We start from the raw sequence: 12,786 nt of genomic DNA, 5'->3' as shown, positions 1-12,786 counted from the left end.
TGCCCATGAGCGAGATCGATCGCTATCTGCAAGCCGCCACCCGTGACAACACCCGCCGCAGCTATCGTTCGGCGATCGAGCATTTCGAAGTGAAGTGGGGCGGCTTCCTGCCAGCGACCGCCGACAGCGTGGCGCGGTATCTGGTCGAGCATGCCGGGGTGCTGTCGATCAACACACTGAAACTGCGGCTGTCAGCGCTGGCGCAGTGGCACAACAGTCAGGGTTTTGCCGATCCGACCAAGGCGCCGGTGGTGCGCAAAGTGTTCAAAGGCATTCGCGCACTGCATCCGGCGCAGGAAAAACAGGCCGAACCGTTGCAATTGCACGATCTGCAGCAAGTGGTCGACTGGCTGGAGCAGGAAGCCAGTAGCGCCAGGCAGAATCAGGATCGTCCGCAGTTGCTCAAGGCCTATCGCGATCGGGCGCTGATTCTGCTGGGCTTCTGGCGGGGCTTCCGCAGTGACGAGTTGTGCCGTCTGCAGATCGAGCACGTGCAGGCGCACGCCGGCAGCGGCATCACCCTCTACCTGCCGCGCAGCAAGGGCGACCGCGACAACCTCGGGCAGACGTATCAGGCGCCGGCGCTGCTCAAGCTGTGCCCGGTGCAGGCTTATATCGACTGGATCACCGAGGCAGCGCTGGTACGCGGCCCGGTGTTTCGCGGCGTTGACCGCTGGGGGCATCTGAGCGAGGAGGGCTTGCACGCCAACAGCATCATTCCGCTGTTGCGTCAGGCGCTCGAGCGCGCCGGCATCCCGGCCGAGCGTTACACCAGCCATTCCCTGCGCCGCGGCTTTGCCACGTGGGCGCATCAAAGCGGCTGGGATCTGAAATCGCTCATGAGTTACGTCGGCTGGAAGGATATGAAGTCAGCCATGCGCTATGTTGAAGCCAGCCCCTTTCACGGGATGGCCCGGATTACGGACAAACCGGCTTCGTCGTAGATATGGTTTTCTTCTATTAATACAGTCTGCTAATAGCGAAAACAAATCAGCAGCATCAGGTTTGCCAATGAGCCATCCGTCGAGTGAGTGGGTAGGATTCACCCATCGAATTCACAACCCTGACGGAGAGTCATCAATGCCTATCATCAACAGCCAAGTAAAACCGTTCAAAGCTACCGCATTCAAAAACGGCGACTTCGTACAAGTCTCGGACGCTGACCTGAAAGGCAAATGGTCCGTAGTGTTCTTCTACCCAGCCGACTTCACCTTCGTGTGCCCAACCGAGCTGGAAGACCTGGCCGACAACTACGCCGCGTTCCAGAAACTGGGCGTGGAAATCTACAGCGTTTCGACCGACACCCACTTTGCTCACGCTGCCTGGCACAACACCTCGCCAGCCATCGGCAAAATCGAATACACCATGATCGGCGACCCGACCCACGTCATCTCCCGCAACTTCGACGTGCTGATCGAAGAAGCTGGCCTGGCTGACCGTGGCACCTTCGTGATCAACCCTGAAGGCCAGATCAAAATCGTTGAACTGAACGATGGCGGCGTTGGCCGTGACGCTTCCGAGCTGCTGCGCAAGATCAAGGCTGCTCAGTACGTTGCTGCTCACCCAGGCGAAGTTTGCCCGGCCAAATGGAAAGAAGGCGAGGCCACTCTGGCTCCGTCCCTGGACCTGGTCGGCAAGATCTGAGTCTGTGAGACACGCAACACAGGGCGGGACTCCGCACCTACTTCAGTAAGCTGCACCGCCCATTGAAAAAGCCCGGGCGAGATTCGCTCGGGCTTTTTTTCGCCTCGAATAAAGACACAGGAGATCGCCCGTATGTTGGACGCCAATCTTAAAGCCCAGTTGAAATCGTACCTGGAACGGGTTACCCAGCCGATCGAGATCGTTGCTTCCCTCGACGACGGTGCGAAATCCCGGGAAATGCTTGACCTGCTGAAAGACGTTGCCAGTCTTTCGAGCCAGATTACCCTGATCGACAGCGGCACCGATGCCCGCAAGCCGTCGTTCTCGATCAACCGTCCGGGTGCCGACATCAGCCTGCGTTTTGCCGGCATCCCGATGGGCCATGAATTCACATCGCTGGTGCTGGCCCTGTTGCAAGTCGGCGGCCACCCATCGAAAGCCAGTGCCGAAGTGATCGAACAGATCCGCTCGCTCAAAGGTGAGTTCAGTTTCGAAACCTACTTCTCGCTGTCGTGCCAGAACTGCCCGGACGTGGTCCAGGCGTTGAACCTGATGGCCGTGCTGAACCCGAACATCCGTCACGTCGCCATCGACGGCGCGTTGTTCCAGGACGAAGTTAACGATCGCAAGATCATGGCCGTGCCGAGCATCTACCTCAACGGTGAAAACTTCGGCCAGGGCCGTATGGGCCTGGAAGAAATCCTCGCCAAACTCGATACCGGCGCCATCGAGCGTCAGGCCGAGAAAATCAGCGCCAAACAAGCCTTTGATGTGCTCGTAGTTGGCGGTGGCCCGGCCGGTGCGTCGGCCGCTATCTATGCCGCCCGTAAAGGTATCCGCACCGGTGTTGCGGCTGAGCGCTTCGGCGGTCAGGTGCTCGACACCATGGCCATCGAGAACTTCATTTCCGTGCAGGAAACCGAAGGCCCGAAACTGGCGACGGCGCTGGAAGAACACGTCAAGCAGTACGACGTCGATATCATGAACCTGCAGCGCGCCGACAAGCTGATTCCCGGCAAGAATGGCGAGTTGCACGAAGTCCATTTCGCCAGCGGTGCGACCCTGAAAGCCAAGAGCGTGATCCTGGCGACCGGTGCGCGCTGGCGTGAAATGAACGTGCCGGGCGAGCAGGAATACCGTAACAAGGGCGTGGCGTACTGCCCGCACTGCGACGGCCCGCTGTTCAAAGGCAAGCGCGTGGCGGTGATCGGCGGCGGTAACTCCGGCGTTGAAGCGGCCATCGACCTGGCCGGTATCGTTGCCCACGTGACACTGCTGGAGTTCGACGTGCAACTGCGTGCCGACGCGGTACTGCAACGCAAACTGCACAGCCTGCCAAACGTCACCGTGATCACCAGTGCGCAAACCACTGAAGTCACCGGTAATGGCGAGAAGGTCAACGGCCTGCGTTACAAGGATCGCAATACTGACGAACTGCGCAGCGTCGAGCTGGAAGGGATTTTCGTACAGATCGGTCTGCTGCCGAACACCGACTGGCTCAAAGGCACCATCGAGCTGTCGCCGCGTGGTGAAATCATCGTCGACAACCGTGGCGAGACGTCGATCCCGGGGATCTTCGCGGCCGGCGACGTGACCACTGTGCCGTACAAGCAGATCGTGATTGCGGTGGGCGAGGGTGCCAAGGCTTCCCTCAGCGCGTTCGATCACTTGATCCGTACTTCGGCGCCGGCGTAAAACGGCAGTCGCTGAAACGAAAAAACCCATGAGCGATCATGGGTTTTTTTATGCCTGACACAAATTAATGTGGGAGCGGGCTTGCTCGCGAAAGCGTCCTGTCAGCCAACATTTTCGCTGAATGACTCACCGCTTTCGCGAGCAAGCCCGCTCCCACAAAGGCTTTTATGTGGTCAGTTACAGCGGCGCAGGCTGGATGATTTCAACCCAGTAGCCATCCGGGTCCTTGATGAACGCCAGGCTTTTCATACGGCCATCAGTCAGGCGCTTCTGGAAATCACAGCCCAGCTCTTCAAAACGTGCGCACGCGGCAACGATGTCTGGCACCGAGATGCAGATGTGGCCGAAACCGCGTGGGTCGGTGTTGCCATTGTGATAGGCGAAGTCGGCGTCGTTTTCGGTGCCGTGGTTGTGGGTCAGTTCCAGAATGCCGGGGATCGACTTCATCCATTCGGTGCGGGCGGCGGCGTCGGCCGGGATCTGCGCCTTGTCGACCAGCGCGAGGAAGTACAGGCTGAATTCGGCTTCCGGGAAATCACGCTTTTCAACCAGCGAGAAGCCCAGTACGCGGGTGTAGAAGTCCAGCGACTTGGTGATGTCCTTCACACGCAGCATGGTGTGGTTGAAGACGAAGTTGCGGGTTGCGCTGTCTGGAGTGGCGGTGACGCCGGGGAAAGTGTTCAGTTCGTGCAGGCTCATAGGCCCTCCGTAACAATGGGGCGAGTGAATGGGCGCAATGATACGCATGCGGGGCGGCATCGCCAAACCGAATGCGCGGCTTGCTCTGTGGGCGGCCGGGCCTCAGACTTTGCAGCTCAATCTGCGAGTGCCTCTGGTAATGATCCGACCGTTCAAAGCGCTGTTCGTTTGCCTTTTCTCATCGCTGCTTGCCGGTCCGGCGCTGGCGGATCAGCCCAGTATCACCTGGCCTGCAGGCTGGGAAGTAGAGGCGCTGCCTGATCAAGCCCCTCAGGTTTCGCGCCAGCGCGCGGTGAAAAACGATGCTGACGGCAATCAGGTGATGGTGATGGAGTTGACCATGAGCCAGGTTGAGGCAGGCCATCAGGTCAATGTGCAGGGTGTCCTGCTGGAAATGCGCAAATCTATTCAGAAAGACTTCTTCCAGGGTGGCTATCAAAGCGTTTGCAACAAGATACATCCGGCAAAACTCGCCGCTCTGGATGCACTGGAGACCACCTGCACGATCACCGAAAACGGCCGTCATGTGTTGTCGCAAACATTGGTTGCTGCGGTCGCGACGGATAAGGCTTATGTACTTTCTTACGCGGGTCAGGCTGAGGTTTATAAGGCGAGCGCCGAGGAAATAGTCGCAGTGAGAAACAGCTTGAAACTTTAAGCGTCTGTTTGCACCGCTACGGGTTTAGATACCCGAAGGAATTAAGCACAAAGTTTAGCGGTCGTTGCGGTTGCAACATCCCGGCGCAAAATGTTTAGCCTCACGGCTTGTGGGTGTTAAAGCAGATTGATAACTAGCGTGGCGGAAATCGTTGCTTTTGTTAGATATTGTCGAAAAAAAGCCCTGCATAGAGCAGGGCTTGTTTGTTGACGCAAGATTAACCGCGTAACCAGGAATCAACGGTGGCAGCACCGTACTGTTCTTTCCAGGCTTTCAGGCCGCGGTGATTGCCGCCCTTGGTTTCGATCAGTTCACCGGTGTGCGGGTTCTGATAGACCTTGACCACGCGAGCGCGGCGGGTTTTCGGTGCGGCAGACACTTGCAGGCCGGACTTGGACGGGTTCGGATCGAGGATGGCGATGATGTCTTTCAGGCCTTTGCCGTAGGTTTTCATCAGCCCCTGGAGCTTTTCTTCGAATTCGATTTCTTTCTTGAGCCCGGCATCGTTCTTCAGCGATTCCAACTGCTTGAGCTGTTCCTGAAGGGCCTTTTCAGCTGCACGAAATTCAGCGAGTCTGGACAATATCTTTACTCCAATAGTGTGTTTGGCTGATACCAACCGCAAACAAAGCTATAAGCCAAGAGCCTTGAAGCGACTCGGTGATAATGGCTCACCTGCCAATCTTGCACAGGCTGAAAAAATTGTAGTAGTTAATGCGCCAAGAGTAAATCCTGATCTTGTCGTCATGTAACAACAGTGGTGTTTTGTATCAATTTGGTGCGCCCGGTCGCAGCGCCGGGCTTAATTTATTTTTAGTTAATGGTGACTTAATGCATCGATGAAGTCGGCGCCAGGCATGGGTTTTCCGAACAGATAGCCCTGCAGGAAGTTGACGTGGTGTGCGGTCAGATAGTCAGCCTGAGCCTGAGTTTCTACACCTTCGGCAACAATACCCAAATCGAGCTTGGCCGACAGTTCGATAATCGTGTCCAGAATATGCCGCGACAGCGCATCAATGCCGATCATCGCGACGAAACTCTGGTCGATCTTGAGAAAATCGACATTGAATGTTCGCAGGTAGCCCAGACTTGAATGGCCGGTACCGAAGTCATCGATGGCGATCATCACCCCCAGCGCGTGCAACTGCTCGAACAATAGGTGCGTGACATCGGTTGGCTCAATCAGCTCGCGCTCGGTCAGCTCCAGCACCAGGTTGATACTGCCGGGGGAAAATGCAGCGAGAAACCCGCGACAGTCTTCGACCAGTTGCAGATCCTGACAATGGCTGGCGGTGATGTTGATGCCGATGTGGAACGGTTTGTCGAAGTCCGCCGACAATGGACCGAGCAGGGCGGCTGTCTGCTGCATCAGCGAACGGGTCATGGGCACGATCAGGCCTGAATGTTCGGCAAACGGAATGAACAGATCCGGACGCACCAGACCCTCCTTGGGGTGACTCCAGCGCATCAGCACTTCAGCGCCGGACCACTTCCGGCTGTCGCCATGCACCACCGGCTGGAAGTAGGGAATGAATTCGCCAGCCTCCAGCGCGCGCAGCATCTCATGGCTGGGCGAAGTGGCGCGCCGTTGCAGGACGTGGGCGATAGCGCCCGCGATCACCCCGAAAAATATCAGCAGACTGAACAGCGGCGGGTATTCGCCGGCCATGTAGCGCCACGTTTGCCCCTGCGAAAAGCCTGCACTGACACTGAAGGCATAGCGCGAAGACGCGAGCATACTCTGCGCCACCGGTAACGGCGGCAGGGCGCCTTGATGCACCTTGCCATCGACGGACAGCCAGTTATCGCCGACCTGCAACAACAGCAGCGTCTGCCGGCCGATCAGGCGCAGGATGTTGCTCAGGTGATAACCATCGAGGGTGGTCAGCGCGCCACCGCGACCTTCGCTGAGGCGATACACCAGCAGCGCGGTGTTGGGCGTGACGGGGTTACCATTCATCAACCACAGTTTGCCCTGCGTATAGTCGCCCGGGTTCACGGCCTCCCTGAACTCCCCGAACAGCGAGCTGCAATAGAGGTTGTTGTCCCACACCAGATTGGTCGAGCGCACAAAAGGTCGACGGGTCACCTGTTCACGCAAGGCCAGTTTCACGCTATCGCAGGGCTGGCCGGCCAATGGCAACAATTCACTGGCGGCCTGGGCGGTGTTGTCGAGCATCAGTTCAAACTGGCGCAACGCCTCCTCGGCGGTATTTTGCGTGCTCTGTTGCAAGGTGCGTTCGGCTTGCAGATACAGAATCCCGCCGCCTAGCAGGACGGGCAAAACACCACAAAGCAGGCTCACAAAAATGCGTACGCTGCGTTTGCGGCGGGGTCTGACGGTCAAGGGCATTGGCGCATCCTGTCGCGATGGGGTGGAACTCTCGAATGCAGGCCTGGCAACGGCGCACCGGTGAAAAACAGTGAAGTCAGAAGGGATGATAGATGGCCGCTGGCGCTTGTGCCGCTCACGGCTGGTTGATCTGCGTGGCGAGTTCGATAAATGCCCGAGTGGCGGGCGAAGCCTGACGCTGATCGAGGACAGCGAGGCCGATCAGGCGTTGTACCGCCGGCAACAGCGGCTTCTTCAGGTAACGCGGCGCTGGATCGTCCGGCAATGAGCCTTCGGCGACAACGGTGATGGCATCGCCCCGGCTGACGACGTCCAGCGTACTGAGCAATTGCGAGCAACGATAGCGAATGTTCGGTTGCAGGCGCGCGGCGCTGAACAGACGCGAAACCAGTTCCGATGAGCCGGCCTCGGTCAGCACAAAGGGGGCAGCACACAGATCCTGGAGGCTCAGCGCCGCACGTGCCGCCAATGGGTGATCGAGCGGGAGCAGGGCAACCATCTGGTCTTCGACCAGAGCAAAAGTGTCGAAGCGCTCCTCGGGCAGCACCACAAAACCGACGTCAATTCGCCGCTCCTCCAGCCACTGCAGCACCTGCCGGTCCGGTCCCTCATCAATGTGCACTTCAATGCCCGGATGCACTTCGCGATAGCGCTGCAGAATCTTCGGCAGCAACTTGATCGATGACGTCGGGCCGAATGAGCCAATACGCAACGTGCCGGTTTTCATGCCCCGCGCATCGGCCGCTTCCTGGCGCAGGGTGTTGGCCAGACCGAGCATGGCCCGTGCGCGCTGCAGCAGTTGCTCGCCGATATCGGTGAGCTCCACCTGCGACTGGTGCCGCCGCAACAACTCCACGCCCAACTCCTGTTCCAGCGATTTCATCGCGTGGGATATCGCCGACTGCGAAATCCCCAGACGATGGGCGGCGAGGGTAAATCCGCGCAGTTCGGCGACCAGCGAGAAGATCTCCAGTTGCGTGAGGGTCATGAGTTTTTGCTCATTTTACGATGAGAGGGCATGAGGGGAATGATACGCCATCCTTCAACTTCTTTCGTTTGGAGCATCATGCGCAACCTTGAGCAAACCCACCTAACGGCCTCCGACCGGCCGGTATACCTGACGCTGGCAGCGGTAACCATGATTTGGGGCGGGACCTTTGTCGCCGGGCGTTTTCTGTCGGGCAGCCTCAGCCCGTTGTTCACCGCCAGCCTGCGCTTCCTGCTCGCCAGCGTCGCGTTGCTCGGATTTCTGTGGATAGCGCGTATCCCGCTGGCGCGACCGACGCCCCGGCAATGGCTGCAACTGAGTTTGCTGGGGCTCTTCGGCATTTTCTTCTACAACCTGTGCTTCTTTTATGGCCTGCAGTACATCAACGCTTCACGGGCTTCGTTGATTGTCGCGTTGAACCCGGCCGTGATCGGTCTGGCCTCGTGGTTGTTGTTCAAGGAGCGCCTGGGTCGGGCGAAAGTCGCCGGTATCGCGATCTGCATCACGGGCGCCGGCCTGGTGATTGTCAGCCGTGACCCGCAATTACTTGCCGTGACACCCGATGCGTGGATCGGTGATCTGTTGATTTTTGGCTGCGTGTTGAGCTGGGGTGTTTACTCGCTGTTTTCCCGGGGGCTGAACCAATCCATCGGCCCGCTGCAGACCGTGACCTTTTCCGTGTTGATCGGCAGCGGGATGCTGTGGGCGCTGGCAATGTTGCGTGGCGAGGTCAGCGGAGCAGCCTTGATCAACCTCGGCACAGCACAATGGCTGAGCCTGATTTACCTCGGCGTGTTCGGCTCGGCGCTGGCTTACATCGGCTACTACGATGGCATCCGCAAAATCGGCGCGACCCGATCCGGCGTGTTCATTGCCCTGAATCCGCTGACCGCGGTGGTGCTCGGCGCGTTGCTGCTCGGCGAGCAACTGACGTTGAGCATGTGCCTGGGCGGCGGGTTGGTGCTGGTGGGGATTTACCTGTGCAACAAACCCCTTGCACCGATGCGAAAAAGGCGGATTTTATAGAGAGGGCAGACAACCCTATTTACGCTGTGTAGAATCGGGTTACGCATACAATAATAAACGTCTTCTGGCAGCAGAAGCCTCGCCCGCAAGAGCCTTGGGTCGACAATGAAGATATTCGGGTTTCAACTGATCTATGGTGACTTCCTCGCCCGCAGTGTGCGAGGCATCTCCTGCGCACCGCCCGCCGGTCTCAGCATTACTGACAAATAACTCTGGTTAATTGATAAGAATGATGAGGCGTCACCATGGCAGATTTATACGAAAACCCAATGGGCCTGATGGGCTTTGAGTTCATCGAGTTCGCATCGCCGACTCCTGGCACCCTGGAGCCGATCTTCGAGATCATGGGCTTCACCAAAGTCGCGACCCACCGCTCCAAGAACGTGCACCTGTACCGTCAGGGCGCGATCAACCTGATCCTCAACAACGAACCCAATAGCGTCGCTTCGTACTTCGCGGCCGAACACGGCCCGTCGGTGTGTGGCATGGCGTTCCGCGTGAAGGATTCGCAAAAGGCCTACAGCCGCGCACTGGAACTCGGTGCTCAGCCGATCCACATCGAAACCGGCCCGATGGAGCTGAACCTGCCAGCGATAAAGGGCATCGGCGGCGCGCCGCTGTACCTGATCGACCGTTTTGGTGAAGGCAGTTCGATCTATGACATCGACTTCGTGTTCATCGAGGGCGTTGATCGCAACCCGGTCGGTGCCGGTCTGAAGATCATCGACCACCTGACCCACAACGTGTACCGCGGCCGCATGGCCTACTGGGCCAACTTCTACGAGAAGCTGTTCAACTTCCGCGAGATCCGCTATTTCGACATCAAGGGCGAATACACCGGCCTGACCTCGAAAGCGATGACCGCACCGGACGGCATGATCCGCATCCCGCTGAACGAAGAGTCGTCCAAGGGCGCCGGGCAGATCGAAGAGTTCCTGATGCAGTTCAATGGCGAGGGCATTCAGCACGTGGCGTTCCTCACCGACGACCTGATCAAGACCTGGGATCAGTTGAAGAAGATCGGCATGCGCTTCATGACCGCGCCGCCGGACACCTACTACGAAATGCTCGAAGGCCGCCTGCCGAACCACGGTGAGCCGGTTGACCAGCTGCAATCGCGCGGCATCCTGCTCGACGGCTCGTCGAACCCGGACGACAAGCGCCTGCTGCTGCAGATCTTCTCGGAAACCCTGATGGGCCCGGTGTTCTTCGAATTCATCCAGCGTAAAGGCGATGATGGTTTCGGCGAGGGCAACTTCAAGGCCCTGTTCGAATCGATCGAGCGTGATCAGGTGCGTCGTGGTGTGCTCGCAACCGAGTAATCCTCCACCAGAATGAAAAAATCCCGGCTTGCAGTCATGCACAGCCGGGATTTTTTTGCGTCCGCAAAAACTGTGGGAGCGGGCTTGCTCGCGAATTCGGTCTTTGGTTCAAGGTCTTTGTTGACTGAACTGACGCTTTTGCGAGCAAGCCCGCTCCCACAGTTGTTTTGTGGTGCGATTAAGGGCGGCGTTGCCGCATCAGGTGCTTGAAGCCTTCGAAGACCAACACCACCACCGCCAGCCAGATCGGAATGTAGGTCAGCCACTCGCCGGCCTTGATGCTTTCACCGAGCAACAGCGCCACGCCGAGCAGCAACACCGGCTCGACGTAACTGAGCAAACCAAACAGGCTGAACGGCAGCAAGCGGCTGGCAATGATGTACACCACCAGCGCCGAAGCACTGATCAGACCGAGCAGCGGAATCAGCCAGAGCAAGCCCGGATACTGATCGAACACGGCGAAACCTTGCTCACCACCGCGCACGAACCAGTACGCCACCGGCAGCATCAAGGTCATGTCGACCCACAGACCGCCCAGGTTGTCGGTCTTCAGGCGTTTGCGCAGGACGAAATACAGCGGGTAACCGACCACGACCACCAGGGTCGCCCAGGAAAATCCGCCGACCCGATACAGCTCGTTCGCCACGCCGAGAACGGCAAAGAACACCGCGATTTTCTGCAGGTACGACAGGCTGTCGCCGTACACAATGCGCCCGGTCAGTACCATCGCCAGCGGCAACAGGAAATAACCCAGCGACACATCGAGGCTGTAGCCGTTGAGCGGCGCCCACATGAACAGCCACAACTGCACGCCGAGCAAACCCGACGAAACAATCAGACCGCCAATCAGCTTTGGATAGCCCGCCACCTTGCGCAGCAACTCCAGCACCCGCCGCCATTCACCCGACACCAGCATGAACACGGTCATGCACGGCACGGTGAGCAGCATCCGCCAGCCAAAGATTTCCACGCCGCTCAACGGGGTGAGCAGCGAGGTGTAGTAATACATGACGGCAAACAGCACCGAAGCTGAAACCGATAGAGCGATACCTTTAGACAAACTGTCCTCGCGGATGGGTGATCAAACAGGGCGCGCAGGATACGTGGTTTTTGTGCTGAATATTGGCCGAGTGATCAATATTTCCCACATCCTGAAGATAAGCACAAAACCTGTGGGAGCGAGCCTGCTCGCGAAAGCGGTGTGCCAGACAACGCAGATGTTGAATGTGCCGGCCTCTTCGCGAGCAGGCTCGCTCCCACAATGGATTTGTGTTGCCCTCGTAATCTGCTGACGCCGCTGATGCCCGGCTTGTGAGGCTTTCAGGCCTGACGCGGTTTACGGCCTGACACAAAATGGCTCACATCGTTAAACCCCGGCGTCGAAGCATGCCCCGGCGTCACCAGCGAGTCGATAAACGCTTCATCCTCCGCCGTGATCTGCACCGCCTGCGCCTTGGTGTAAGCATCCCACTGCTGTTCGGTACGCGGTCCGACAATCGCCGAGGTCACCGCGCTGTTGTTCAACACCCAGGCAATCGCGAATTCGACGATGCCAACGCCACGGCCTTGGGTGTACTGCTGAATCTGCTGGGCGATGCGCAGCGACTCCACCCGCCATTCGGTTTCCAGAATGCGTTTGTCCTGACGCCCGGCGCGGCTGTTGGCGTCGGGAGTGGCGTCGGGTGCGTACTTGCCGCTGAGCACGCCGCGGGCCAGCGGGCTGTAAGGCACCACGCCGAGGCCATAGGTTTGCGCGGCGCTGATCTGCTCGGTCTCGGCCTGACGGTTGACGATGTTGTACAGCGGCTGGCTGATCACCGGGCGGTCGATACCGAGCTTGTCAGCGATACGGATCACTTCGGCAATGCGCCAACCGCGATAGTTCGACAGGCCCCAATAGCGAATCTTGCCCTGGCGAATCAGATCGCCAATCGCCGACACCGTGACTTCCAGAGGGGTGTTGTGGTCTTCGCGGTGCAGGTAATAGATGTCGAGATAGTCGGTGCCGAGGCGCGTCAGGCTTGCCTCCAGACCATTGAAGATGTGCTTGCGGCTCAAGCCGCTGCGGTTTGGCACGCCGTCCGCCGGGCCGAAACCGACCTTGGTCGCCAACACCCATTCGTGCCGATGGCGGGCGATCGCCTCGCCGACGATTTCTTCCGAGCGGCCATTGGTATAGACGTCGGCAGTGTCGATGAAATTGATGCCCTGATCCCAGGCCTTGTCGATGATGCGCAGCGAGTCCTCGGCGCTGGTCTGCTCGCCAAACATCATCGTGCCGAGGGTGAGGGTGGACACCTGCAACCCCGAGTGCCCCAGTGTGCGGTAGCTCATGCCGAAATCCTTTTATCGGGTGGGAAAACTCCAATCAAATACCAGAAGCATCCGACGGGGCAAAGTG

At 58.5% G+C, this 12,786-nt stretch carries 12 protein-coding genes; 6 read left to right on the top strand and 6 right to left on the bottom strand.

Annotated elements, in window-relative coordinates:
* The first annotated feature begins 5 nt into the window (after nt 1-5).
* The 3 genes from ACM6I7_RS20730 (at nt 6) to ahpF (ending at nt 3,339) form a co-directional block, all read left to right on the top strand.
* Nucleotides 6-944, top strand: coding sequence for a site-specific integrase (locus ACM6I7_RS20730; RefSeq protein ID WP_007963337.1), 939 nt, complete (start codon nt 6-8; stop codon nt 942-944).
* Between the two features lie 136 nt (nt 945-1,080).
* On the top strand, nt 1,081-1,644 hold the full coding sequence (ahpC, locus tag ACM6I7_RS20725; RefSeq protein ID WP_003224621.1) for an alkyl hydroperoxide reductase subunit C: 564 nt from the start codon (nt 1,081-1,083) through the stop codon (nt 1,642-1,644).
* A 132-nt stretch (nt 1,645-1,776) separates the two neighbouring features.
* Nucleotides 1,777-3,339, top strand: a complete 1,563-nt coding sequence (ahpF, locus tag ACM6I7_RS20720) for an alkyl hydroperoxide reductase subunit F (protein WP_027612006.1) — start codon at nt 1,777-1,779, stop codon at nt 3,337-3,339.
* A 177-nt stretch (nt 3,340-3,516) separates the two neighbouring features.
* Here ahpF and gloA read toward each other — a convergent pair whose 3' ends face one another.
* The gene (gloA, locus tag ACM6I7_RS20715) at nt 3,517-4,038 is read right to left on the bottom strand and encodes a lactoylglutathione lyase (RefSeq protein ID WP_007963339.1); all 522 of its coding nucleotides are present in this window, start codon (nt 4,036-4,038) and stop codon (nt 3,517-3,519) included.
* 139 nt (nt 4,039-4,177) lie between these two features.
* Between gloA and ACM6I7_RS20710 the strand changes: the two genes are divergently transcribed.
* Nucleotides 4,178-4,696: a DUF4946 domain-containing protein gene (locus ACM6I7_RS20710; protein ID WP_096797438.1), complete on the top strand. Its 519-nt coding sequence runs from the start codon at nt 4,178-4,180 to the stop codon at nt 4,694-4,696.
* Between the two features lie 217 nt (nt 4,697-4,913).
* Here ACM6I7_RS20710 and ACM6I7_RS20705 read toward each other — a convergent pair whose 3' ends face one another.
* The 3 genes from ACM6I7_RS20705 to ACM6I7_RS20695 all read right to left on the bottom strand — a co-directional run bounded on the left by ACM6I7_RS20705 (nt 4,914) and on the right by ACM6I7_RS20695 (nt 8,037).
* Nucleotides 4,914-5,279 carry a histone-like nucleoid-structuring protein, MvaT/MvaU family gene (locus ACM6I7_RS20705; RefSeq protein ID WP_003224630.1) on the bottom strand — a complete coding sequence of 122 codons (366 nt, stop codon included), beginning with the start codon at nt 5,277-5,279 and terminating at the stop codon, nt 4,914-4,916.
* Between the two features lie 234 nt (nt 5,280-5,513).
* Nucleotides 5,514-7,049, bottom strand: coding sequence for an EAL domain-containing protein (locus ACM6I7_RS20700; protein WP_414889183.1), 1,536 nt, complete (start codon nt 7,047-7,049; stop codon nt 5,514-5,516).
* Nucleotides 7,050-7,164: 115 nt separating this feature from the next.
* Nucleotides 7,165-8,037: a LysR family transcriptional regulator gene (locus tag ACM6I7_RS20695; RefSeq protein ID WP_414889182.1), complete on the bottom strand. Its 873-nt coding sequence runs from the start codon at nt 8,035-8,037 to the stop codon at nt 7,165-7,167.
* 78 nt (nt 8,038-8,115) lie between these two features.
* Between ACM6I7_RS20695 and ACM6I7_RS20690 the strand changes: the two genes are divergently transcribed.
* Together ACM6I7_RS20690 and hppD are read left to right on the top strand one after the other, a co-directional pair.
* Nucleotides 8,116-9,063, top strand: a complete 948-nt coding sequence (locus ACM6I7_RS20690; RefSeq protein WP_183784962.1) for a DMT family transporter — start codon at nt 8,116-8,118, stop codon at nt 9,061-9,063.
* 245 nt (nt 9,064-9,308) lie between these two features.
* On the top strand, nt 9,309-10,385 hold the full coding sequence (hppD, locus tag ACM6I7_RS20685) for a 4-hydroxyphenylpyruvate dioxygenase (protein ID WP_115989844.1): 1,077 nt from the start codon (nt 9,309-9,311) through the stop codon (nt 10,383-10,385).
* Nucleotides 10,386-10,563: 178 nt separating this feature from the next.
* Here the strand turns inward: hppD and rarD are convergent, their stop codons facing one another.
* Together rarD and ACM6I7_RS20675 are read right to left on the bottom strand one after the other, a co-directional pair.
* Entirely contained in the window at nt 10,564-11,445 is an 882-nt protein-coding gene (gene rarD, locus ACM6I7_RS20680) for an EamA family transporter RarD (RefSeq protein WP_414889181.1), read from the bottom strand.
* Between the two features lie 260 nt (nt 11,446-11,705).
* The gene (locus ACM6I7_RS20675; protein ID WP_414889179.1) at nt 11,706-12,719 is read right to left on the bottom strand and encodes an aldo/keto reductase; all 1,014 of its coding nucleotides are present in this window, start codon (nt 12,717-12,719) and stop codon (nt 11,706-11,708) included.
* Between the last annotated feature and the right edge of the window lie 67 nt (nt 12,720-12,786).

It is taken from the genome of Pseudomonas sp. IT-93MI4, from assembly GCF_949767635.1.
Classification (GTDB): domain Bacteria; phylum Pseudomonadota; class Gammaproteobacteria; order Pseudomonadales; family Pseudomonadaceae; genus Aquipseudomonas; species Aquipseudomonas putida_A.
Note: the sequence above shows the minus strand (reverse complement) of the source record. Positions and strands in the feature narration are given on the sequence as shown.